General features: G+C 71.2%; 18 protein-coding genes and 3 pseudogenes. 9 read left to right on the forward strand and 12 right to left on the reverse strand.

What is annotated here, in order from left to right:
- Positions 1 to 193: 193 nt before the first annotated feature.
- On the reverse strand, positions 194 to 1,195 hold the full coding sequence (locus tag ACEXOX_RS21155) for an RNA polymerase sigma factor RpoD/SigA (protein ID WP_030024263.1): 1,002 nt from the start codon (positions 1,193 to 1,195) through the stop codon (positions 194 to 196).
- Between the two features lie 175 nt (positions 1,196 to 1,370).
- Here ACEXOX_RS21155 and ACEXOX_RS21160 point away from each other — a divergent pair, with 175 nt between their 5' ends.
- Both ACEXOX_RS21160 and ACEXOX_RS21165 read left to right on the forward strand, forming a co-directional pair.
- Positions 1,371 to 1,892 (forward strand): GNAT family N-acetyltransferase, encoded by a 522-nt coding sequence (locus tag ACEXOX_RS21160; RefSeq protein ID WP_406522514.1) that lies wholly within the window; start codon positions 1,371 to 1,373, stop codon positions 1,890 to 1,892.
- 295 nt (positions 1,893 to 2,187) lie between these two features.
- Positions 2,188 to 2,643: a hypothetical protein gene (locus ACEXOX_RS21165; RefSeq protein ID WP_406522516.1), complete on the forward strand. Its 456-nt coding sequence runs from the start codon at positions 2,188 to 2,190 to the stop codon at positions 2,641 to 2,643.
- 110 nt (positions 2,644 to 2,753) lie between these two features.
- On the opposite strand, the gene ACEXOX_RS21170 is transcribed toward ACEXOX_RS21165, so the two are convergent.
- Entirely contained in the window at positions 2,754 to 3,302 is a 549-nt protein-coding gene (locus tag ACEXOX_RS21170) for a pyridoxamine 5'-phosphate oxidase family protein (protein WP_406522517.1), read from the reverse strand.
- Positions 3,303 to 3,554: 252 nt separating this feature from the next.
- On the opposite strand from ACEXOX_RS21170, the pseudogene ACEXOX_RS21175 reads away from it, so the two are divergent.
- Both ACEXOX_RS21175 and ACEXOX_RS21180 read left to right on the forward strand, forming a co-directional pair.
- A pseudogene (locus ACEXOX_RS21175) lies at positions 3,555 to 4,609 on the forward strand (questin oxidase family protein).
- Positions 4,610 to 4,752: 143 nt separating this feature from the next.
- Positions 4,753 to 5,250 carry a MarR family winged helix-turn-helix transcriptional regulator gene (locus ACEXOX_RS21180; RefSeq protein ID WP_030024258.1) on the forward strand — a complete coding sequence of 166 codons (498 nt, stop codon included), beginning with the start codon at positions 4,753 to 4,755 and terminating at the stop codon, positions 5,248 to 5,250.
- Positions 5,251 to 5,454: 204 nt separating this feature from the next.
- Here ACEXOX_RS21180 and ACEXOX_RS21185 read toward each other — a convergent pair whose 3' ends face one another.
- Positions 5,455 to 6,993, reverse strand: a complete 1,539-nt coding sequence (locus ACEXOX_RS21185) for an MFS transporter (RefSeq protein WP_406522519.1) — start codon at positions 6,991 to 6,993, stop codon at positions 5,455 to 5,457.
- A gap of 329 nt (positions 6,994 to 7,322) precedes the next feature.
- Complete coding sequence (locus ACEXOX_RS21190; protein WP_406522521.1) at positions 7,323 to 8,018, reverse strand: TetR/AcrR family transcriptional regulator; 696 nt, start codon at positions 8,016 to 8,018, stop codon at positions 7,323 to 7,325.
- Between the two features lie 322 nt (positions 8,019 to 8,340).
- Between ACEXOX_RS21190 and ACEXOX_RS21195 the strand changes: the two are divergent.
- Positions 8,341 to 8,996, forward strand: a pseudogene (locus ACEXOX_RS21195) (rhomboid-like protein).
- Here the strand turns inward: ACEXOX_RS21195 and ACEXOX_RS21200 are convergent.
- From ACEXOX_RS21200 to ACEXOX_RS21210, 3 genes are all read right to left on the reverse strand, one after another.
- Complete coding sequence (locus tag ACEXOX_RS21200) at positions 8,939 to 9,118, reverse strand: DUF397 domain-containing protein (RefSeq protein WP_406522523.1); 180 nt, start codon at positions 9,116 to 9,118, stop codon at positions 8,939 to 8,941. The pseudogene ACEXOX_RS21195 and the gene ACEXOX_RS21200 overlap by 58 nt on opposite strands.
- Positions 9,115 to 9,927, reverse strand: coding sequence for a Scr1 family TA system antitoxin-like transcriptional regulator (locus tag ACEXOX_RS21205; RefSeq protein ID WP_406522525.1), 813 nt, complete (start codon positions 9,925 to 9,927; stop codon positions 9,115 to 9,117). The genes ACEXOX_RS21200 and ACEXOX_RS21205 overlap by 4 nt, the downstream gene beginning before the upstream one ends.
- A 119-nt stretch (positions 9,928 to 10,046) precedes the next feature.
- The gene (locus tag ACEXOX_RS21210; RefSeq protein WP_406522527.1) at positions 10,047 to 10,697 is read right to left on the reverse strand and encodes a TetR family transcriptional regulator; all 651 of its coding nucleotides are present in this window, start codon (positions 10,695 to 10,697) and stop codon (positions 10,047 to 10,049) included.
- Positions 10,698 to 10,969: 272 nt separating this feature from the next.
- Between ACEXOX_RS21210 and ACEXOX_RS21215 the strand changes: the two genes are divergently transcribed.
- Positions 10,970 to 11,332 carry a hypothetical protein gene (locus ACEXOX_RS21215; RefSeq protein WP_406526419.1) on the forward strand — a complete coding sequence of 121 codons (363 nt, stop codon included), beginning with the start codon at positions 10,970 to 10,972 and terminating at the stop codon, positions 11,330 to 11,332.
- A 42-nt stretch (positions 11,333 to 11,374) separates the two neighbouring features.
- Here the strand turns inward: ACEXOX_RS21215 and ACEXOX_RS21220 are convergent, their stop codons facing one another.
- From ACEXOX_RS21220 to ACEXOX_RS21230, 3 genes are all read right to left on the reverse strand, one after another.
- The gene (locus ACEXOX_RS21220) at positions 11,375 to 12,676 is read right to left on the reverse strand and encodes an IS701 family transposase (RefSeq protein WP_406522529.1); all 1,302 of its coding nucleotides are present in this window, start codon (positions 12,674 to 12,676) and stop codon (positions 11,375 to 11,377) included.
- Positions 12,677 to 12,841: 165 nt separating this feature from the next.
- Positions 12,842 to 13,807, reverse strand: a complete 966-nt coding sequence (locus ACEXOX_RS21225) for an aminoglycoside phosphotransferase family protein (protein WP_406522530.1) — start codon at positions 13,805 to 13,807, stop codon at positions 12,842 to 12,844.
- Positions 13,808 to 14,024: 217 nt separating this feature from the next.
- Entirely contained in the window at positions 14,025 to 14,807 is a 783-nt protein-coding gene (locus tag ACEXOX_RS21230) for a TetR family transcriptional regulator (protein WP_406522531.1), read from the reverse strand.
- Positions 14,808 to 15,494: 687 nt separating this feature from the next.
- Between ACEXOX_RS21230 and ACEXOX_RS21235 the strand changes: the two genes are divergently transcribed.
- Complete coding sequence (locus ACEXOX_RS21235; protein ID WP_406522532.1) at positions 15,495 to 17,042, forward strand: transposase; 1,548 nt, start codon at positions 15,495 to 15,497, stop codon at positions 17,040 to 17,042.
- 317 nt (positions 17,043 to 17,359) lie between these two features.
- Here ACEXOX_RS21235 and ACEXOX_RS21240 read toward each other — a convergent pair whose 3' ends face one another.
- Both ACEXOX_RS21240 and ACEXOX_RS21245 read right to left on the reverse strand, forming a co-directional pair.
- A complete protein-coding gene (locus ACEXOX_RS21240; protein ID WP_406522534.1) occupies positions 17,360 to 18,592 on the reverse strand; it encodes an NAD-dependent epimerase/dehydratase family protein in 1,233 nt (410 codons plus the stop codon).
- Positions 18,593 to 18,653: 61 nt separating this feature from the next.
- A pseudogene (locus tag ACEXOX_RS21245) lies at positions 18,654 to 19,267 on the reverse strand (ScbR family autoregulator-binding transcription factor).
- A gap of 244 nt (positions 19,268 to 19,511) precedes the next feature.
- On the opposite strand from ACEXOX_RS21245, the gene ACEXOX_RS21250 reads away from it, so the two are divergent.
- Positions 19,512 to 20,537 (forward strand): ScbA/BarX family gamma-butyrolactone biosynthesis protein, encoded by a 1,026-nt coding sequence (locus tag ACEXOX_RS21250; RefSeq protein ID WP_406522536.1) that lies wholly within the window; start codon positions 19,512 to 19,514, stop codon positions 20,535 to 20,537.
- A gap of 717 nt (positions 20,538 to 21,254) precedes the next feature.
- The gene (locus tag ACEXOX_RS21255; RefSeq protein ID WP_167745480.1) at positions 21,255 to 21,416 is read left to right on the forward strand and encodes a hypothetical protein; all 162 of its coding nucleotides are present in this window, start codon (positions 21,255 to 21,257) and stop codon (positions 21,414 to 21,416) included.
- Positions 21,417 to 21,544: the final 128 nt, after the last annotated feature.

Consider the following 21,544-nt stretch of genomic DNA (forward strand, 5'->3'; position numbering starts at 1 on the left):
CCATGGGGGAAGGGGGCGGATCGGGACGGATCAGATCGGGCGCAGGCTGCCGCCCCTCACCGGGTCAGGCCACCTCTGACCATCAGGGAGGAATGCCGGCGGAACGCAGCCGCCACGTTTACCACCAGGCCGCAGACGGCGGCCCGGCGGCTACCACCAGGCCGCAGACGGCGGCCCCGCGGCCCCGCGGTCGCTACGCCGCCGCGTCGAACCCCGTGTCGCGCGCCATCCGCTTCAGCTCCAGCAGCGCGTGCTTCTCTATCTGGCGGATCCGCTCACGGGTCAGGCCGTGCTGCTTGCCGACCTCGGTGAGGGTCCGCTCACGGCCGTCCTCGATGCCGTACCGCGCCTTGATGATCGAGGCCGTACGGTGGTCGAGCCGGTCGATCAGGTCCTCCAGCTCCTCGCTGCGCAGCAGCGTCAGGACGGACTGCTCGGGCGAGGCCGCGGAGGTGTCCTCCAGCAGGTCGCCGAACTGGGTGTCGCCCTCGTCGTCGACGGACATGTTCAGACTGACCGGGTCGCGGGCCCAGTCCAGGACGTCGGTGACGCGCTCGGGCGTGGAGCCCAGCTCCTGGGCGACCTCGGCGGGCTCCGGGTCGCGGCCGTTCTCACGGTTGAACTCGCGCTGGACGCGGCGGATGCGGCCCAGCTCCTCCACGAGGTGGACGGGGAGCCGGATGGTGCGCGACTGGTCCGCGATGGAGCGGGTGATGGCCTGACGGATCCACCACGTCGCGTACGTGGAGAACTTGAAGCCCTTCGCGTAGTCGAACTTCTCGACCGCGCGGACCAGGCCCGCGTTGCCCTCCTGGATCAGGTCGAGCAGGGGCAGACCGGCGCGCGGGTAGCGGCGGGCGACCGCTACGACCAGGCGCAGGTTGGAACGGATGAAGACGTCCTTGGCCTTCTCGGCCTCTTCGGCCAGCGCTTCGAGCTCCTCGCGGGTACCGCCGGCGGCGTTGCCGTCATCGACGGTCCCGTCGAGGATCTGCCGGGCGTAGACGCCCGCCTCGATGGTCTGGGACAGCTCGACCTCCCTGGCGGCGTCGAGCAGGGGTGTTCGCGCGATCTCGTCGAGGTACATGCCGACCAGGTCGCGGTCGGCGATCTCCCCGCCTACGGCGCGAACACTGTTGGCCCCGTCAGCACCGCTGCTGGTGGCCTGACGTCGGGCGACGGCACGGGTTGCCATGCGTGTGCTCCCTTTGCGATGAGTCGGTCGCGGGATGGTGGCGGTGGGACACCGGGTGCGAGACCCGAGTACCCCTTCCGAAGGAAACAACGGCTGGAATCCGGACAGAATTCCCCTGCCGAGCACCTATTTTCGTGATCATGCAGTACCCTGCATGCCCCACCGAGGAGGTCGGATGTCTCCGGAGTACCGGGAAGTGCAGGTCAGGGCGGCAACCGAGACCGACCTCGGCAGCCTCACGGACCTCTACAACCACTACGTCCGTGAGACGCCCATCACCTTCGACACGGAGCCCTTCACCCCCGAGCAGCGCCGCTCGTGGTTGCTCTCCCACCCTGAAGACGGCCCGCACCGCCTTCTGGTTGCCCGGGACCGGACAAACCGGAGTCTCTTGGGTTATGTGACCAGTACGCCTTTCCGGCTCAAGCCGGCCTATGCCACCTCGGTGGAGGTCAGCGTCTACTGCGCGCCCGAGGCCGTCGGGCGCGGTGTCGGCACGCTGCTGTACAAGGCGCTCTTCGAGGCGCTGGCGGACGAGGACGTGCACCGCGCGTACGCGGGCATCGCCCTGCCCAACGAGGCGTCGGTCCGGCTGCACACCCGCTTCGGCTTCCGGCACGTCGGTACGTACGGCGAGGTCGGCCGCAAGTTCGGCCGCTACTGGGACGTCGCCTGGTACGAGAAGCACCTGGACTGAGCGCGCGGGCGCCCTGCCGTCGTCCGCCGACGGGCCCGGGGCGACCCCGGCGACGGGCCGGAGCCGGCCCTTCCAGTTGACGGTGGCGAGACCCGGGTGTGGCCTGGAAGACGGGGGCGAGTGAGAGGAGCCCGTCATGGAGACACCCGTCCACCGGCACGGCGCCACCGCGGACCCGCGGTCCGGGCCCACGTACCGGTCACAGCCCCGGTCCCAGTCCCAGTTCCGGTCACCGTCACAGCCCGGGTCCCAGCCGGCCCCGCACGAGAACGCACCCGATTCGAAGCGGCGCGGCATGTCCACCACCGCCCTGGCCCTGCCCGTCGCCGCGGCGGTCCTCTACGGCCTGTGGACCGCCTTCGTCGACCGCACCAGCGGCTCCTCACTGGGCCACGCCTGGCTGCTGGGCCTGATCGCGGCCGCCGTCAGCGGAGCGCTCGGGCTGGCCCTGGTACGCATCCAGTCGACGCTGATCACCGAGGTGCGGGCGCTGGCGTACGGAACGCTGTTCGGCATCGCGATGGGCTACCTCTACAGCATCTCCCACACGTCCGGGCCGTCCCTCCTGGAGTCGGTGCGGATGGGCCTGGTCATGGGCGCGGTGATGTTCGTCGTCTCCCTGTACGTCTTCCGCACCCACCGCACCCGCGAGCCCCACGGCCAACACCGTCCCCACGGAGCACATCGGGCGCACGGAGCGCACCGGACACGGGGAGCGCACAGGACACACCAGCCCCACCCGTCCCGCTGAGAGCCGGACCCCGCCCGCCGGCGCCTTGACGCCTTGACCTCTTGACGCCTTGACCTCGCCCGCTCACCGACGACATGGCCCCGGCCGACGCCCGGCAACGCGCCGATGCCCTACTCGGGCACGACGATGACCTCGGGCGGCTCGGCGCCGTTCCCCCTCCGGATGACGCGCAGGGGGCCGCCGGGCCGCCAGGTCTCCAGCACGATGTGCGAGTCCTCGACGTAGGTCCGGACCACCTCGGTCAGCTCCGTACGGAACAGGTGGAACGGCTCCGGCGGATTCGTCTCCGCCGTATACCGTGCGAGCAGCGCCGGATCGGTGGCCTCCACGGCTCGCCCGGCGAGCCGTACGTCGCCGCTCGCCATGTCCGAGGAAGGCCCCGGGTCGGTGTGCAGGGCGAAACGCGGGTCACGTCGCAGGTCCAGCGTCTTGCGGGACCGGATCATCATGCCCAGCCACAGTTCACCGAAGCGGAAGTCCGCCTCGATGCCGCTCAGGCGCGGGGAGCCGTCGCGGCGGACCGTGCCGAGGACGTGCGGCCCGTGCGCCGTGAAGCGTTTCTCCACCTGCCGCGCCAACCGGGGCTGTCCCGCGGCGAAGACGGCCCAGCGCACCCCCTCGGCACCACCGGCCGCGCCCGTCCCGTCACTCGTCCACATGTCAGCGCTCCCATGTGGCGCGTCGCCCGCGCCTGTCTCATCGCTCGCGGGGCGCCTCGGCGTCGCTACGCGGCTGGCTGTCCACTTGCGTCTCCTCACTCATCATGCCCTCGCCCTCCCGCCAATACCCGGCATCTCCGCTCGAATTGGGCTCGACACGGCGGGGACCCTCCGGCCTTACGACCATTTCCGTACGGAGGCATGGGACCGGCGTCCGTTACGGCGCCCGGTCACCCGGCCTAGCCTCGGCACATGGACTTGGAGAGCGGCATTCTCGACGAGGCTCTGGAACGCCTGCACGCCTCGGGCCCCGAGTTCCAGGGGTTTCTCGCCAATCACGGGCCGATGGCGGTGGAGGCCCTGGTCCGGCACGGACAGGCGGGTTCCGTCCACCGCTGGCTCGACCGTTACGCGACGAAGCTGGAGGAGGTGCCGAGCCCGCGGGAGACGATCTCGGACGACGACTGGCGGACGGCGCTGGGTGATCCGCGCCGGGTCACCGACTGGACCGCGTACTTCACCCGGCTGGTCGCCGAGCGCCCGTGGCGGGAGGTGCTGGCCGAGTGGTGGCCGCGTCTGCTGCCCGGCATCGCCGGTGCCGCGACGCATCCCGTCATCCGGGTGGGTCATGTCGTACGGACGCTCCTCGACGACGGCGAGGAGGCGCCGCGCGTCGCGGAGCTGGCGCACGCGCTCGGTTACTGGGCGGCACGCCACACCACGCTGCCCGTCACGGTGGTCCCCGCCGGTTCCGCCTCCCCCGGCGAGGCGCTGGCCGCCCTCCCGCGCATCGCCGACCAGCAGGTCCTGCCGCTCGACGGCCTGGCCCAGCTCCCCGGTACGCCGGGCTGGGCGGCCACGGCGCGATCGCTGCGGGTGCCGTACGAGGACCCGGACGCCGCCCGTGCGCAGCTGGCGGCGCTGGTCCGGGCCACCGTGCACCGCTATCTCGACCACGGGCACGGCAGCGGTGTCCTGATGGTGCACACCGCCACCGCCCCGAACGCCGTGCTGCGCACCCTGCCCGCGCTCCCCCGTGACCTGTGGGCGGCATCGCTCGGCGCGGCCTGGGCGGCGAGTGCCGCGATCACTTCCGTCTACGCGGCCGGCGAGGCGCTGCCACCGCTGGAGGGGCCGGGCCGCTCACCCCGGAGGAAGTGTTCGAGCGTTCCGCCCGGCACGGCGACGAGCACGTCATCAAGATGACCGACACGGCGTTGGACGTGGCGGCCTCGGCCGTGGACGGTGACGACCGGGCGCTGGCTGCCGCTGTGCGCGCCCAGCGGCTGATTTCCGCCGTTTCCTGAACGGATTGCCTCGGGTTGCGGCTGTTCCAGAGCGTTCCTGAAAAAACCGCAGTCCCTCGTACGACGGCTCACCTGCGTATTTCCCGCCCGTCACCCTTAGTTAAAACTTCAAGAAATGGCGGAGCGGTGAGACAGTGGATGGTATGAGCACCGAACCCGCAGGTGAGCCTCGCTGGCTCAGCGACGAAGAGCAGTACGCCTGGCAGTCGTACCTGCACGCCACCACGCTCCTGGAGGACCACCTCGACCGCCAGCTCCAGCGTGACGCAGGCATGCCGCACGTCTATTACGGGCTGCTCGTCCAGCTCTCCCAGGCCCCCCGGCGCCGGTTGCGGATGACCGAACTGGCCCAGAACGCCAAGATCACCCGTTCCCGGCTCTCGCACGCCGTGGCCCGCCTGGAGAAGAGCGGCTGGGTCCGGCGCGAGGACTGCCCCTCCGACAAGCGCGGTCAGAACGCCGTCCTCACCGACGAGGGCCTGCGCGTCCTGGAGAAGGCCGCCCCCGGCCATGTCGCCGCCGTGCGGGCGGCGATATTCGACCGGCTCAGCCCCGAGCAGGTCGGCCAGCTGGCCGCCATCTGCCGCACGGTGGCGGACGGCCTGCAACCCCAGGGCGCCGACCTGCCCTGGCTCCGCTGAGAAGAAGACGAGAAGCGGGGAGCGAGGGGCGGGCCGGCGCCGGAGGGTTCGGCGTCACCCGGGGTACGGGCCGTGGCCGGTGACCTGTGACGGGTCACCGGCCACCGGGACGGGGCACCAGTCACCGGCCGCCGGCCACCGGGACGGGTCATCGGTGACCGGCCACCGGTTGGTGGCCGGCCACCGGCCCGCCCCTGCGTACGCTCAGTGCGCCATGACCGGAATCGGCACGTTCGCCGCCTCCGCGTCGGCGTCCTCGGCCGTGTCCGCGCCGTCACCGGAGCGGGCGACCGGACCGCTGCCACCCTGGTGACCGGTGGTGATCATGGTGAAGGCGATGACCGCCGCGACGGCCAGGATGCCGACCGCCCACCAGATGGCGGCGGTGTAGCCGTGCACCATCGACTCCAGCTTGAGCAGGTCCACCGAGGGCGCGCTCTTCGCGTGGGAGGTGGCGTACGCGGTGGTGGCGCTGGCCGCGATGGTGTTCAGCAGGGCCGTGCCGATCGCGCCGCCCACCTGCTGCGAGGTGTTGACCATCGCCGAGGCGACACCCGCGTCACGCGGCTGGACGCCGTGCGTGGCCAGCGACATGGCGGGCATGAAGGCCGTGCCCATGCCGAGCCCGAGCAGCAGGAAAGCGGGCAGGATCAGCGCCGGGTAGGACGTGTCCAGGTCGATGCCGGTCAGCAGGAACATGCCGACGGCGGCGAGCAGGAAGCCCGGGGCCATCAGCAGCCGCGGCCGGACGCGGGTCATCAGCCGGGCGCCGATCTGCGTCGAGCCGGTGATCATGCCGACGATCATCGGCAGGAAGGCCAGACCGGTCGTGACCGGCGTATATCCCTTCACGATCTGCATGTAGTACGTCAGGAACAGGAACAGACCGAACATGCCGATGACGGCCAGGCCCAGCGACGCGTAGACGCCGGCCCGGTTGCGGTCGGTGAGCACCCGCAGCGGCAGCAGCGGGGACTTGACCTTCGACTCGACGAGGACGAACACGGTGAGCAGCACGGCGGCGGCCACGAACAGGCCGACGGTCATTCCGGCGCCCCACCCGTCGGACTCGGCGCGCGTGAAGCCGTACACCAGCGAGACCAGGCCGAGCGTGGCCAGGATGACGCCGGGCACGTCCAGCTTGGACGGGTTGCGGCTGCCCGCGGGCTCACGGATCACCAGCAGCGCGCCGACGGCCGCGACCACGGCGAACGGGATGTTGACGAAGAAGGTCCAGCGCCAGTTCATGTACTCGGTGAGCACGCCGCCGAGGATCAGACCCACGGCACCGCCACCACCGGCGATGGCACCGAAGATGCCGAACGCCTTGGCCCGCTCCCGGGCCTCGGTGAACGTCACCGCGAGCAGCGACAGCGCCGCCGGCGCCAGCAGCGCGCCGAAGACGCCCTGGAGGGCGCGCGCGCCGAGCAGGACGCCCTCGTTGGACGCGGCACCGCCGAGGGCCGAGGCCAGCGCGAAGCCGACCAGGCCGATGATGAAGGTCCGCTTGCGGCCCCACAGGTCGGCGACCCGCCCGCCGAACAGCAGCAGACCGCCGAACGCGAGGGCGTACGCCGTGATGACCCACTGCCGGTTCGCGTCGGAGATGCCGAGATCGGCCTGGGCGGAGGGCAGCGCGATGTTCACGATCGTCGCGTCGAGCACGACCATGAGCTGCGCCAGGGCGATGAATATGAGCGCTTTCCAGCGCCTGGGATCGACATGGGTGGCCGAAGAAGACATGGGTGGGTCCGCCTAGTGGTGCGTGCCAGTGGTACGTGAGCGAAGACATCGGGACGCGGGCAGGGCGTGATGATCCGTGGCCGCGGTGCCGTTGTGTGGAAAAACGGTGTCGTTGTGGTGTTGATCGGGTGTTCAGTACGTATTGATCACGTGTTGGTCGCTTGCGTGTATGGCCGAGGCGCGTCGGCGGTGCCGCTACGGTCACGTGGCGGCGCTCCGGCGCTCCGCACGGAGGGTCGGCAGGGACGACGAACCCACCGGCCGGCAGGTCGGTCGTGGGTCGCCGGGGTTCCCCTACGGGGAGGGCGCCGCGTTCGGGCCGTCGGCTGTCAGCCGTGCCGGAGGTCCTCCAGCGTGGCCGCCGCGCCGGGCAGTTCCGAACGCGCGGGCGCCCGCAGACCGTCCAGGAACAGCACCAGGTGCCGGTACACGAAACGGTCGAAGTCCGTACAGCCTCCCCCAGACTCCGTCCGGGGGTGCCCCCATCCGGGCAGCGGCCGCGTGAGTTGTGTGAGCGCGACCATCAGGTCACCGACGGCGATGTCGGTACGCAGCTGGCCGCTGTCGCGTGCGGCGTCCATCAGGGCCTCGACGGCCCCCTCCAGACGCTCACGCGCTGCGTGCAGGTCGGGGTGGTCCTTGTCGACGCCGTCCGAGAGCAGCGAGCACAGGGCACCGATCCGCTCCTCGACCGCGGCGAAGACGAAGCGCCTCAGCGCTTGGAAAGCATCGGGCTCCTCGGCGAGCGCGCACTCCGCCTTGTCCGCGGTGCGGTCCATGACGGAGAGCGTGACGTGGTGGATCAGCTCCAGCCGATCCGGGAAGTGACGGTAGAGCGTCGCATTGCCGACACCGGCCCGTCGAGCGATTTCATCGAGCGGGATCTCCGCCCCGAACTCGACCATCGCCTCACGGGCCGCGCCGATGATCCGCTCCCTGTTGCGCACGGCGTCCGCCCGCAGCCGGTGCGGCGGAGTCGCCGCGCAGGCGCCGGGGACGCGGGTGCGGGACCGGGTGGCGGTCATGTCGGCACGTTCCTCTCTGGGCTGGGCGAAGCGGGGAGCGAGTCCCCGCTTCAGTCGGACATCCGGTTAAACGGGGATGCGCTCCCCGGTTATTTCGACCGTCGCTGTGTCCTGCGCCACACCCGCCGAGGCCCTCGCCGCCCGGGCGCGGCGTCCTCCGGGTGCGGCGCCCCACGGGTGCGGCGTCCTCCGGGTGCGGCGTCCTCCGGGTGCGCCACCCGCCGGGGTGGGCCGCGCGCGGTACCGCAGGCCACGCGGCGTGCCCGGCCGGGCGGCCGGGTGGCTGCCGAGCACGGCGGAGCGCGTGCCGTATACATGCGCCATGACCGTTTCGCTCCGCCCGGCCGCTCTACCCCGCGCGATCCGGTCGTACGTGTACCGGGCCCCCGGTACGTTCGTCTGGCTCGGCATCCTCTTCGGGACGTCGGTGATCATGCACCAGCTGACCCCCGAGATCCTGGAACACGTCCTGCAACGCCGCTCCACCAACATCCACAACCTGCTGCTCTCACCCGGACGGGTCCTGCTGACCAGCGCACTGTGGCTCGACGGCGGCGGCTGGCCCCTCTACGTCGTCGTCTTCAACATCTTCCACGTCCCCGCCGAACGCTGGCTCGGCACCCGCCGCTGGCTCGCGGTCATGGGCGTCGCCCACATCGGCGCCACGTATCTGAGCGAGGGAGTCCTCGCCCTCGCCATCCACACGGACGCGGCACCCCACTCCGCCGTGAACACCCTGGACGTCGGCGTCAGCTACGCGCTGGCCGGCGTCGCGGCCGTCCTCACGTACCGCATCCCCTGGCGCCCCCTGCGCTACGTGTACGCGGCCGGCGTCCTCCTCTTCTACACGGCCCCCTCTTCGACCACCTCACCTTCACCGACATCGGCCACTTCAGCGCCGCGCTACTGGGGCTGGCGTGCTACCCCCTCACACCGAGGAGGAAGTCGGACCAGGCGGCCACGGTGAACGCGAGCTGAGGGCCTTGCGGGTCCTTGGAATCCCGGACGCGGATTGCAGTCAGGGTGGTGGATATTTCGACGCAGTCGGCCCCGTCGTCGTTGCTGTAGCTGCTCTTGAACCACACAAGGTCACCGTTCACAGTTCCTCCGCCAGCTTCTCGATGAATCGAGCCGAATCCTCGGCGCGCAAGGCCATCTGGAGAAGCAGCTCGTACCTCTGACTGATTTGGTTAACCCTCTCCGGGTCGGCGCACAGCACACCCCCCAGGTGACCCTCTTCGTAGGCGATCCGGTCATGCTCCGGTGTCTCCAGCAAGTTGAACGGGCCGAAGAGCGCCGGGCTTGCGCCGTCCCTGAGAGGCAGAACCTGGAGGATCACGTTACGCCGCTCCCCTGCTTCGAGCAGCCGGTGCAACTGTTCCCCATGATCCTTCTTGGTGCCCACGACATGTCGCAGCGCGATCTCGTTGATCACGAAGGTGAATGTCCGGGTCTCCCTGTCCAGTAGCGCCTGACGCTCCATTCGGAACGCGACACGCTGCTCGATCGTCTCGCGGTCCGCCGGCGGCCATCGGCCCTCCATCAGCGTCCGCGCGTACGCCTCAGTCTGGAGAAGCCCAGGGATGAGCTGCGCCTGGTAGGAGTTGACGGCGAGGGCATCGGCCTCGTACCTCATGTAATCCGCGGAGTACGACGGGAACTTGTCCGGCTGCAAGTACTCTTCCGCCGCCGTCAGCATCCCACGAGCGCGGCACATTTGGTCCGCCACCCGGAGCAGATGAACCGTTGGCTTCCGCCGCCCCTGCTCCATCGACTTCACATACTCGGCCGAATAGCCGACCTCTTCCGCCAACTCCTCCCGACTCACCTCCGCCTGCCCGCGCCACAGCTTGATCTGGTTCCCGCAGTACCGCCACGCCATCGGTGGCCGGGCATTCTCGTCCGACATCGCGTCCGCCTCCCGCTACTCGCGTAGTTGACCCACGGCAAACGCTAGACCCACCCACTGACAATTGAGCCAAATGGCTTGACTATGGCACCAGTTGATCAGCAGCGAACAAACGCCGATCAGGAAACGGCATCGCGCCAGTGCCGACGGCCCACGCTGATGAGATGCAGTTGCCTCCGCGCAGTACGCGCGACCGCGCGCCACCGCTCCGTGTCCTGGTCGCCGCCGTCCCGTACGTCCAGGAACGCGGAGGCCGTCATCACCAGCCGGTCCACGTACAGCTCCGCCAGCATCCGTACGTCCTCGTCGCTCCAGCCCTCCGACACCGGCTGCGACGTGAGCGCCGCGGCGACCTCCGCCGCGAACCGGTCCAGTTCACCCGCTATGGCCTGCCGTACGGCCCGTACGCCGCCGTGCCGTTCGCGGGCGATGAAGCGGACATGCGCGGGCTGTTCGCGTACGTACCGTTCGACGACCGCCACCGTGTGGTCGATCCGCTCCTCCTCGCCGGCCTGTTCGGCGAGGACCGCGCGGACGGTCGTGTGCAAGCTGCTCAACGACTCCTGGACCAGCGCGACTCCGAGTTCGCCCAGGTCACGAAAGTGCCGGTAGAAGGCGGTGGGGGCGACGCCGACCACGCGCGTCACCTCGCGCAACCCCAGGCTGCTCAGGCTCTGTTCCTCCAGCAGGCCGAGCGCCGCGTCGAGCAGGGCCCGTCGTGTGCGCTGCTTCTGGGCCTGCCGGACACCGCCGGACTCGCTGTGACTCATGCCATCCAGTAAACAACTGTGCTCCGAGTTTCTCCACCCCTACAGTGGGAACCTGAGTGAACAACTGTCCTCCAGAATGGAAAGGCAGATCATGCTCTTCCTTGTCGCAGCCCTCCTCCTGCTGGGGGTTCTGGTGGGTACCGCGGCACACCTCCCGGTCCCCGTCACGATCATCGCGGCAGTGGCCATCAGCTGCTGGCTGCTCGTCTTCTTCATCCGCGAGCGCCGCCACCACTCCGACAAGACCGAGGGAGCATCCCGATGACCCCCTCATCACCGATCACGACACCGACCGCGACAACACGCACGACACCGACACGGACACCCGCCGCACCGCCGCCCCCGCCACCGAGCCGGACGCCAAGTCCCCGGCTGGGCCGGAGAAGCGCCGTTCGCCGCGCGGGCAGGCCGACGGCATGGCCGTGGCCGCGTTCGTCCTCGGCCTCGTCGGCACCCTGGTCGCCAACGTCGTCCTCGGCCCCTGCGCCCTCGTGCTCGGAGCGCTGGCCCTGGCCCGTAACACCACGCGGCGTTTCCGTGCCGTACTGGGTATGGCCCTCGGTGCCGTCGACCTGATCATCCTGGCGACGCTGGCCACCGCCGACGGCACCCTGAGCTGGACGATCGGCGGCTGACACCGCCCAAGCCCGCCTTGGCCCGCCGTACGCGACCGCCCTTCACCCCACGAGGGTGAGGGGCGGTCCGCCCGCGCGCTGCGGGGAGGCGTGGTACGGCTGCGCAGGAGCGTAGGCGTACGGGCGCGGGACCGCGTGCAGCCGCTGGTGCGGGCCGCGTTCCGCCCGTACGGCGTCGAGCGCGGTGAGCGACTGGACGGCGTACGCGACCGAGGCCAGCGTCATGTGGCGGTGCCAGCCCTCGTACGACCGGCCCTCGAAGTCCCGCAGTCCCGTTCGGCCGCCGATGCGGACGCTGTCCCGCGCCACGTACCCGGCGGTCCTCGTGTACTGGTGCAGGTCGGCCGGGGACCTGCGGGTCGGCGTCGTCAGCCAGAAGTCCGCGCGGGCACCCGGCCCGCCGCGGCCCTCACGGCCTTCGGGGTCCTCGTACCGCTGCGCGTAGAGCATCAGCTCACCCGCCTCACCACGCGCACTGCTCTCACCGCTCAGCCCGCCCACGCCCGGCCGTACGGGCACGACCCGGGCCAGCACGGCCCGTACACCGGGGGCCACGTCGTGGACCTGGAGGCCCAGGCGTTCCGGGGCGGCCAGCACGCGCTGCGCAGGAAGCGCGCTGCGGCGCGTCGGACGCCCACTGCGGTCCACCAGTTGGAGCGGGAGGGAGCCGGGCGTGCGGGCCATGACGGGCAGACCGAGCGGGGCCAGGGCGCTCATCACTTCCCCCGCGTGGCGCATCTGGCTGTCCCAGATGACCGGGGCGGCGACTCCGGGTGCCGCTTTCGCAGCCCGCTGTACGAGTTCGAGTATCTGGGCCACGCCGTCGTCGTCGGGGACGGGGAGTCCTGCGGTCGGCGGCGGGAGGTGCAGGCTCCAGTCGACGGGGACGTTGAGGGCCTGGCCCGCGTACCAGAGTCCGTAGGCGAGCTGGCCGTTGACCAGCTGGCCGGTGGCAGGGACGAAGCGGCGGTGGACACCGACCGAGTTCGTGCCGGACTTGGGGATGAGCATCGGCCGCACGACCCACGAGCGCGGGCGGGTGAGGGCGATCAGGTAGTCGGCGAGGGCTTCGCGGACGGTGCGCCAGCTCCACGGGGCGTTGCAGATGAAGTGGTGGAGGCGCTGGGCCGCGCCGGTGTCGTCCAGCGTCCGGGCGATGTTGCGGATGGACTTGCGGCCCGGGGCGGTGAGCAGCCCGCGGAGGTACTGCTCGCCCTTGATGTGGTGATCCGCCCTGGTGAAGGAGACGAAGAGGTGTCTGCACAGGTCCTCGACCCACGCCTCCTGAGTGCTGGTCGGCCGCCCGGGGAGGGGCGGCGGAACGGCGGTGGGGGATGCGGGCACGGACAAGGGACTGGCCCCCGGGGAGACGGGACGGGAGTGCGGGTGACAGCAGGACAATAAAGAATGTTCGCTATGTTTCTCGCCCCGCGGGGCGGATCGCGAACGACTTCACGAAGTTGCCGAGGGGCGGTAGCGGGGGCGGGCCCGCACCCGGGCCCTCAGGCCTCAGCCCCGCAGGCCGCCGGCGAACGGCAGCGTCCGCCAGTGCTCGACGGCGGGCTTCAGCGCCTCCACGAGCATGGGCAGCCGCGGTGCGAGCGCGAGGCACGCCACCACCCGGATCATGCCGACGGCGTTGACGCAACGCAGCGCGCGCTCGTCGAGTTGCCGCAGGCCGAGGCGGCACGCGGCTTCGTCGTACGCGGCCTCGCACTCGGGGCCGAGGGCCGCCATGTCCCACTCGACCGGCCCGAGCGTGGTCAGCTCGAAATCGGCGTACAGGTCGCCGCCCTTGGCCGCGACGATGTTGACGGCGGGCGCGTCCCCGTGAATCGGCTGGAAGGCGACGCCGGGGAACTCCGCCTCGAACGCGGCACGCGAACCGACCAGGGGCTCCAGCACCGCCCACTCCCGCCGCGCGCGGTCGAGATCGGCCGGCTCGATGAGGTCGGTGCGCCCTTCGAGGGCGGCCAGCGCCTCCGTGGCGAACCGCGGCTCGGCGGCCGACAGGAACGGCAGCTCGCCCGGGTAGGCGCGCAGTGCGGCGTGCAGGTCGGCCGTCAGGCGGGAGTTGCGTACGTAATCGGGCTCCCGCCCTTCGCCGCCGTCCTGCTCGACGAACTGCCAGAACGTCATCGAGAACCCGTCGCGCACCACGGGCTCCCGCGGCACGAGCGGGCTCGGCGGGATCACCGGGACACCTCGCATCGCCAGCCAGGCCACCACGTCCAGCTCCAGCCGCTGACGCGCCGCCTGGACGCCGGTGTCGGCGTACGGCGGCAGGACGGTCGGCACCCGGACCACCACGGGCGAGGGAGCGAGGTGCACGACGACGGAGAACATGTCGTGCAGCACGGTCGCGTCGGTCACCGTCAGACCCCGTTCACGCCCGGCGGCGACCGCTGCGTCCAGCGCACGTGACGTGCGGGCGGCGAGCTGGTCGGGCGTCATGAACTCCGGCAGTCCAGGCATGGCAGCGATGGTGCCACGGCCCATAGTGGGGGCGCGACGGAATTGCCGATCACTCGCCGGGGGCTCCACGAGCGGGTGCCGTACGGCATCGGGCGGCGAGCGTCGGTGTCGGGCATCGGTGGCACCGGGGCTCGGGAGGCGGGCGGCGGGCGTCTGGGCGGCGGTGTCACCGGAACTCGGGCGTCGGGCGTCGGGCGTCGGGCGTCGGGCGTCGATGTCACCGTGACGCGGCGCGCACCCGGCCTTCGCCCGCCCGGCACTCCCCCACCCGGCGCTCGGGCACCCGGTGTTCCGGCACCTTGAGGTCGCCCGCCCGGTGGTCGCCGCCGTGGCCCCCGCCCGCCGGGTCCGCGCCGGCCAGCCGGTTCTCCGGGTACTCGTCGCCGCCCACCAGGAGCGGCGGCCGCGCGCCGAGCACCAGGCCCCAGACGCGGTCCACGTGTGCCGTCGGGGACAGCCCGGCCGCGACACCGCGCGGTACGCCGGTGCGGGCCGCGAACTCCGCGCCGGTCACCACGGAGACCGCCGTGGCGGTGACCGCCTCCGCGGTCGTCCAGCCGGTGAAGTCCGGGTGGGCGCGTTCGACGAGTTCGCTGAGCGAGGGCAGCCACATCGCGTACCAGGTGTCGCCGTCCTCCGGGAAGTCCCAGGCGAGGCGGGCGGCGGCCCGTACGGTCGGTTCCTCTTCGAGCAGCCGCGCGAGGGTACGGGTGAAGGTGACGACCCGTCGTAACCCGCCGCGGGCGGCGGCCTTGGGGATTCTGCTCTCGGCCATGAGGGAGGTCAGCGCGCCGCAGGTCAGCGTGCAGCCGGCCTCCCTGACCGCTTCGGCGAGCGCCGCCTTGGACGGGAAGTGGAACGTCAGGCCGCCGATCGTGACGTCCGCCGCGGTGCTGATACGGGCCATCGAGGCGCCCGCGTACCCCTTCTCGGTTATCTCGTCGGCGGCGGCCCGCAGCAGGGTGCGGCGCGTCCGCTCAGCTCGGTCCTGTCGCGCCATTGTCCCGCCTCGGTGATCGCCCTCGGTTGCCAGCGCCGTACCGGTGACACCCAACCGCCCATGCTAGGCGCGGGTTTGGCGGGCCGCACGGTCGCGGCGGGAGTTGGCGGAGACTTGATCAGTATGGGAACCGGGGGCGGCTCAGGGCAGTCGTCCAGTTCCTTGGGGTGATTTCGGGGGCGGGGGCGGTTCCGGAGGGGCCGTGGGGTGTCCATGGGTGCCCGCGGGGTGTCCATGGGTGCCCGCAGGTGTCCGCGGGGTGCTGCCGAAGCGGAACCCGGGGGCCGGTGCCGGGCTCCGGCGCCACCGGTCGGCCCGAGGTGCGTCCGTACCGGCTCGCGGGACCGTCACGGGCCGCTCCCGGCCGGTCCCCGCACCCGTTTCCGGGCCCTGCCCGCACGGATCGTCTCCTCGCCGCCCGCCCGTAGTTCGGCGTCCGTCCGGCCGCGTCCGGACGGCTCCTGGTACGACGAAAAAAGCCCGGGACCTCGTGGGCTCGCAAAAAAAACGATCGTTCTTTATTCTTTGCTGGTCGGCGCCCGATTCACGGGATGACCACGGGAGGGAACGAACACCATGACGACAGAAACTGCGCATCCGGCTACCCGCACCCCCGCACACACCCTGGCCGCTTCCCTCTCTTCCAGTCGCCCGCTCGCAGTACGTAGTCTGTCCGACAAATCGGGTGTGCGCGATGTCTCTCCCGTCACCACCGACACGCTCCCCGCCGGTTCCGGAAGGACCGCCCGCAACGGCCGCTCCGCCGCCCGCAACGGAGGCACCGGCCGTCCCCCGGCCCCCGGTTCGACCGGACCCGCCGGGCGAACCGGAACCGCCCGCAGGCCGGGCCGCACCGAAGCCCCCGCCGCACCCGAGCGCCGCGCCGCCGCCTCCGGTGGCTCCGCTTCCGCCGCACCGGCCGGACCGTCCGGCGGTTCCGACAGAGCTGCCACGTCCGCCACGTGCGTCACGTCAGAAGCATCCGGCACGCCCGGCACATCCGGTCAGTCCGAAACGTTCGGTCACCCGGAGACGTTCGGGACGTTCGACGCCTTCGCCGACGACCTTTTCGGCCATCTGCCGCGTACCGACCAGCGCCGCTGGGCCCACGCGTACCTGCTGGCCCTGCTGACCACCGAAGGCAAGAAGTCCGTACGCCGGCTGGCCGCCGCCGTCTCCGACTCCCCCACCGCCTCCCAGTCGCTGCACCAGTTCCTCAACGCCAGCCCCTGGGACTGGAACCCGGTACGCCGCGAACTCGTACGCCGGGCGGAGGAGCCCGCAGCGCCCCGGGCGTGGATCCTCGCTCCGGCGGTGCTGCCCAAGCGCGGCGGTCACTCCGTCGGCGTCCACCGCCGCTTCGACTCCGCCGCCGGACGGACCGTCAGCTGTCAGCTGGCCATGGGGATGTTCCTGCCGGTGGGAGAGGCGGCCACGGCTGCCGCCGTGTCGGCGTCGGCCGCTTCGGGGGCCGCGGGCGCGGCTTCGGGCGCGACGCCGAACGGGTCGGCCGGTGGCGCGTCGGCCGGGGCAGCCGCTGCCGGTGACTGCGGTGGCAGCGCGGCCGTGTCCGTCGACTGGCGGCTGTTCCTGCCTCCCCAGTGGGCCGACGACCCCGAGCTGCTGCGCCGCAACCGCATACCCGCCGCGGAGACCAACCACCCCCGCCCGATGTGGGTGCACGCGCTCGACCTCGTGGAGGCGCAGGCCGCCCGCTCGACCTGCGCTCCGGCGCCGGTCGTGGCGGACCTGAGCGAGTACTCCGACTCCGTACGGCTCATCGAGGCGCTGGCCCGGCAGGGACGCGACTTCGTCATCGCCGTACCGGCCGCCACCGCGCTGGCCACCCCGGCCACGCCCGGCATGCCCGGTGACCCGGGCGCACGTCCGCGCCTGCTGCAGTCCGCGCCCACGCCCGTACGCCTGCCCGGCTCACACCACACCTACCGCGCCTTCACGGAGCCCGGACCGGCCGGCGCCCGGCCGTCCCGGATCTGGCTCACCAACATGGCGCACCGCCGCATGGGCCAGCTCCTCGGCCTCGCCCGGCTGCACCAGCTGCCCACGGCCACGCTGCGCACCCTCGCGACGGACTTCGGACTGTACGACTTCGAGGGCCGCTCCTTCCCGGGCTGGCACCACCACATGACGCTGACCTCGGCGGCACACGCCTACCGGGCGCTGACGGCGGTGCCGGACGAGCAGACGTTGACGGCGGTGCGGTTCGTGTCCTGAGGGTGGGCTCCGGGGGCAGGTGAGGCGCGGGCCTGGAGGCGGGGTCGGTTCAGGCGTGGTCTAGTGGCGAAGGCCGGTTCAGGCGCGGCCCCGAAGGCGGCGCCGGTTCAGGCGCGGGTCCGCAGGTGGGCGCCGGTTCAGGCGCGGGCCTGGAGGTGGGCGCCGGTTCAGGCGCGGGCCTGGAGGTGGGCGCCGGTTCAGGCGCGGGCCTGGAGGTGGGCGCCGGTTCAGGCGCGGGCCTGGAGGTGGGCGCCGGTTCAGGCGCGGGCCTGGAGGTGGGCGCCGGTTCAGGCGCGGGTCCGCAGGTGGGCGCCGGTTCAGGCGCGGGCCTGGAGGTGGGAGCGGTACCAGTCGGCGGCTTCCGCGAGCCGCACGAGAGGGCCGGGGCCCGGGTCGCAGCCGGCCACCTTCCACACCTCGTCGCTGCGGTACCAGTGGTCCCTGGCCAGGAGGGCGAACTGCCGCTCGCTCACCCGGCCGGGGACGGCTTCGAGGCGCTCCAGGCACGCGTCCCAGGAGAGGTCGGGGGCGGGGGCGGGTCCGGAGGCGAGGACGGGACCGGGGGCGAGGGCGGAGCCGGGGCCGTCCTGAGGTGAGGTGGCGCCCTGAGATGAGGTGGCGCCCGGCCGCGGGAGGACGCCGTGGCCGATCAGGGTGTCCATGAGGTCCCCGTTGCGTACGGGGACGGGGTGACTGGCGTGGTACACGCCACCAGGGACGGCCTCCGGCGCCAGGGCCAGCCGCGCGAACAGGCGGGCCAGATCCTCGACCGCCACGACGGACAGCAGACCGCGCCCGCCGTCCCAGCGCGCCGGAACCCGGTGCAGCAGTTCGGCCAGCGCAGGAACCACCCACCGGTCGCCCGCGCCGAGCACCAGGCCCGGCCGCAGCACCGTGCCGCCCGCCTCCAGCACCGGACGTTCGGCGGCCAGGCGGGTGCGGCTCGCCGGGGAGAGCGGCGCGGGTTCGACCTCGCCCACGCCCGGCCCGGCGTGCGGCCCGGCCCCGTACACAGCGGCGGTGGAGAGCTGGACGATCCGGCCGACACCCGCCCGTACCGCTTCGCCTACGAGGGCGGCGGTGCCCCGCACGTTGACCAGCTCGCAGCGCTCCTCGTCCCGGCCGATGTCCGAAGCGAGGTGCAGCAGGACGTCGGCGCCTTCGCAGACACCGCGCAGGGAGGTGGGATCGGCGAGGTCGGCGGTGACCCATTCGACGGGGACGGTCGTGTCCGGCCGCGGGGGCGGGGGCGAGGCCCGGAGGGAATCTGGGGACGTGAGGGATTCTGGGGACGTGAGCGAACCCGGGAACGGGAGGGAATCTGGGGGCGGAAGGGAACCCGGGTACGGAAGGGAACCCGGGGCCCCGGCGGGCTCCGGCGGCTTGCGAGCTACGGCGCGAAGGTGGATCGAGCGCGGCAAAACCGAATCCGGATTCGGATAAGCCAGCAGTCCCCGTACCACCGCGGATCCAATGAACCCGGTCGCCCCGGTCACCACCACCCGCCGGGGAGCCGTCGCCGCCGCACCGTCCGCCACGTCACGCACCATGCCCTCAGCCGTGCCTTTCGCCACACCTTTCCCCGTCACCGTACGCGTCCGCTTCCCGCCCTCAGGCCACCGCCCGCTTCCGCCGTGCCGCGAGTCCGACCTGCTGCCTGACGGCCGGCGCGGCGACGCCCGGGAGAAGGTAGCGCCAGAGGGATACGACGCGTTTGTGCAGGTCAGCGCGGCCGGTGGAGATCTGCGAGAAGAGCTGCGTGCCGGTGTAGGCGCTGACCAGGACCCAGGCCAGCTCGTCCACGTTCACCTCGGGGAGCAGTTCGCCCTTCTCCCGCGCGGCGCGTAGCTGGCCGCCGAACTGCTCGGCCCAGATGCGGTACGCGGAGTCGTCCTGGACGCCGAACTCCCCTGCTCGGCCGCGAGCCTGACGCCCGCCCGCAGGGTGGGGTTGGACTGCAACTCCTCCGCCAGATACAGGGTGATGTCGACCAGACGCTGGAGGCCGTCCTCTCCGGGCGGCATCCGCAAGCCCTCGCTCTGCTCGACCATAACCGCCCTGGCCAGGGCTTCTTTGGACGGGAAGTGGAAGTACATCCCGCCCTGGGTCACACCGGCGCGCTTCATGATCTTGCTGATGCTGGCGCCGCTGAACCCGAACTCGTCGAAGACCTCGGCGGCCGCCCGGAGGATGACCTCACGTGTCCTGACCGCGCGCTCCTGCATGGACAGCACCAGCTCCCTCGACGAACAAAAAGAATAGTATTTATTTTATGAGCGCCGAGGCCCTCACACGGTGACAGCCGAACCGGACCCACCGCGGCTCCTGTTGGCCGCCGGGCATCCCGCAGGACGGCGACGACCTGCCCGAGAGCCCCGGCCGGACCACTACGGACCACAAAGGGCCGGACCGGACCAGACAGGACCGAACAGGACCGGACCTGTAGACACTCCTCAGGGGGACATCCGCATGAGCACCACCGGCCGGCTTCCGGAGATCTCCGCACCTGCTCCTGCCACCGGTCCGTGCCCGCGCACGCTCACCACCACCGTGCCCAAGGAGTATGTACACAAGACGGCGCTGTCCGAAGTCCTGCTCACCAGTTGGAAGGAGACGGCTCCGGACGTCCACGTCGTGACCGCGGAATGGCCGCGGGCCCACGCCTTCTACTCCTCCAGGAACCGGCTGCACGACCCCCTTCTGCTCGTCGAGACGATCCGGCAGACCATTCCGCTGCTCTCGCACCTCGCTTACCGCGTGCCGTTCGGACACCAGCTGATCTGGGACCACTTCACTTATGCGCTCGAACCCGGCGTGCTGCGTACCGAGACTGCCCCCACCGAGATCGAACTACGCATCGTCTGCTCCGGCATCAGGCGTCGCGGCGACACCCTGAGCGCCCTGACCATGGACGTCGAGGCGACGCGGAACGGCGTCCACCTCGGTACCGCGGTCGCCCGTTTCACCAGCCACGCTCCGGCCGTCTACCGCCGGTTGCGCGGCGCGTACGGTGACGCCTCCGAGGCGATGGCCCGCGCGGTGCCGCTGCCGCCGCCGGTCGCGCCGCGGCGGGTGGCCCGCGCCCAGTACGAGAGCGTGGTGCTCTCCCCCACGGACACCCGCAACCGCTGGCAGCTCCGCACGGACACCACCCACCCGGTCATCTTCGACCACCCGGTCGACCACGCTCCCGGAATGCTGCTGCTGGAAGCCACGCACCAGGCCGTCCATGCCGTACTCCACCCGCTGCCGGTGATACCCGTCGGCCTGAGCACCGTATTCGCACGGTACGCCGAACTGGACGCACCGAGCTGGATAGAGGCCACGGTGATCGACCGGACGGAATCGGTTCCGGAATGGGGAGCATCGGGGGTGGAGTGGGGGAGGAGCCGGGAGAGGAATCGGGGCCGGCATCGCGGAACGACTGCTCCGGGCTCGTCCACGTACGGGTTACCGCGCGCCAGAACGGCCAGGAGCTGTTCACCGCAAAGGTGAAGGCAAGGCCCCTGAATCCGGAGCCACGCTCGGCACCGGGCCTCGAATGTGACGGCCAGTCAAGCGCGAGCCCCGCAAGGAAAACAGACGCGAAAGCGGGCTCGAAAACAGGCGCGGGCGTGAACGCGGGTACGGGAACCCGTTCACGCCCGTCCGAAAATCCGTACACGCATACATACAAGACCTCGCCTACCGGCTGAAGCGGCCGCAACCACCGAATACCGGCTCACGCCGCATACGCGCGGAAATGTCACCCGAGAACCCCACCGCCACCCGCCCGAATCACCCCTGCGAAGCACCGCACATCACGCGCCATTCCGCTACGGCTTCGGAAGATTCGCCGGGCGTTCGACGGTTCACCGCATGTTCACCTTGCGGCCACCTTGTCGCAAACAAGCCGCTCCACACCGTTCCGGCCACTGTTTTTGTTGTCATGTTCACGGCGTACCAATTCCGTGGTCCAGACCAGCAGGGCACCGTACGCCTATCGGCCGCGGACGGCTACTACCGGCCACACATCCCTTGCGAGCTGTGGGCACGAGGGGAAGGATCAAGCCAAAGTGTCCGTCCATGTCGACGTTTGAGCCATACCGGGATTGCGAGCCTTTGACGATCACTTGGTCCTTCTTTTACGTTCTAGGGAGCGGCACCCGCGCGACCCGCGTGGCTGATCATCGCCGTTTTCCACCATCCCCTGCCTTCGGAGGCTCGACGGACATGGAACAGCTGATCAAGAAGATGGCCCAGGACGGCGTCTGGCGCGAGTGGGTCGCCGTGAACTCTCCGCGCGAAGCGGGCAAGGACGGCTGCATCAGCGCGACGAAGTCCGGCTGCATCAGCGCGACCTCGGCCGCGCCCAAAACGGGATGTATTTCCTGACCGGGCGCTGAGCCTTCCGGGCGGGGAGTTGGCCGGCGGCCCGCACACCTCCGGCCAACTCCCCGCCACCCCATTCCGCGGAATCCACGCGTTCCGCTCGCTTCCTACGCTTTTCGCGCAGGTTCTCG

The sequence above is a fragment of the Streptomyces sp. Ac-502 genome, assembly GCF_045222935.1.
Taxonomy (GTDB): Bacteria; Actinomycetota; Actinomycetes; order Streptomycetales; family Streptomycetaceae; genus Streptomyces; species Streptomyces monomycini.

Excerpts from the sequence above, each read along its gene's own strand:
- ACEXOX_RS21155 (WP_030024263.1), bottom strand. The coding sequence starts at position 1,195 with ATGGCAACCCGTGCCGTCGCCCGACGTCAGGCCACCAGCAGCGGTGCT.
- ACEXOX_RS21160 (WP_406522514.1), top strand. The coding sequence starts at position 1,371 with ATGTCTCCGGAGTACCGGGAAGTGCAGGTCAGGGCGGCAACCGAGACC.
- ACEXOX_RS21165 (WP_406522516.1), top strand. The coding sequence starts at position 2,188 with ATGTCCACCACCGCCCTGGCCCTGCCCGTCGCCGCGGCGGTCCTCTAC.
- ACEXOX_RS21170 (WP_406522517.1), bottom strand. The coding sequence starts at position 3,302 with ATGTGGACGAGTGACGGGACGGGCGCGGCCGGTGGTGCCGAGGGGGTG.
- ACEXOX_RS21180 (WP_030024258.1), top strand. The coding sequence starts at position 4,753 with ATGAGCACCGAACCCGCAGGTGAGCCTCGCTGGCTCAGCGACGAAGAG.
- ACEXOX_RS21185 (WP_406522519.1), bottom strand. The coding sequence starts at position 6,993 with ATGTCTTCTTCGGCCACCCATGTCGATCCCAGGCGCTGGAAAGCGCTC.
- ACEXOX_RS21190 (WP_406522521.1), bottom strand. The coding sequence starts at position 8,018 with ATGACCGCCACCCGGTCCCGCACCCGCGTCCCCGGCGCCTGCGCGGCG.
- ACEXOX_RS21205 (WP_406522525.1), bottom strand. The coding sequence starts at position 9,927 with ATGTCGGACGAGAATGCCCGGCCACCGATGGCGTGGCGGTACTGCGGG.
- ACEXOX_RS21210 (WP_406522527.1), bottom strand. The coding sequence starts at position 10,697 with ATGAGTCACAGCGAGTCCGGCGGTGTCCGGCAGGCCCAGAAGCAGCGC.
- ACEXOX_RS21225 (WP_406522530.1), bottom strand. The coding sequence starts at position 13,807 with ATGCCTGGACTGCCGGAGTTCATGACGCCCGACCAGCTCGCCGCCCGC.
- ACEXOX_RS21230 (WP_406522531.1), bottom strand. The coding sequence starts at position 14,807 with ATGGCGCGACAGGACCGAGCTGAGCGGACGCGCCGCACCCTGCTGCGG.
- ACEXOX_RS21240 (WP_406522534.1), bottom strand. The coding sequence starts at position 18,592 with ATGGTGCGTGACGTGGCGGACGGTGCGGCGGCGACGGCTCCCCGGCGG.
- ACEXOX_RS21250 (WP_406522536.1), top strand. The coding sequence starts at position 19,512 with ATGAGCACCACCGGCCGGCTTCCGGAGATCTCCGCACCTGCTCCTGCC.
- ACEXOX_RS21255 (WP_167745480.1), top strand. The coding sequence starts at position 21,255 with ATGGAACAGCTGATCAAGAAGATGGCCCAGGACGGCGTCTGGCGCGAG.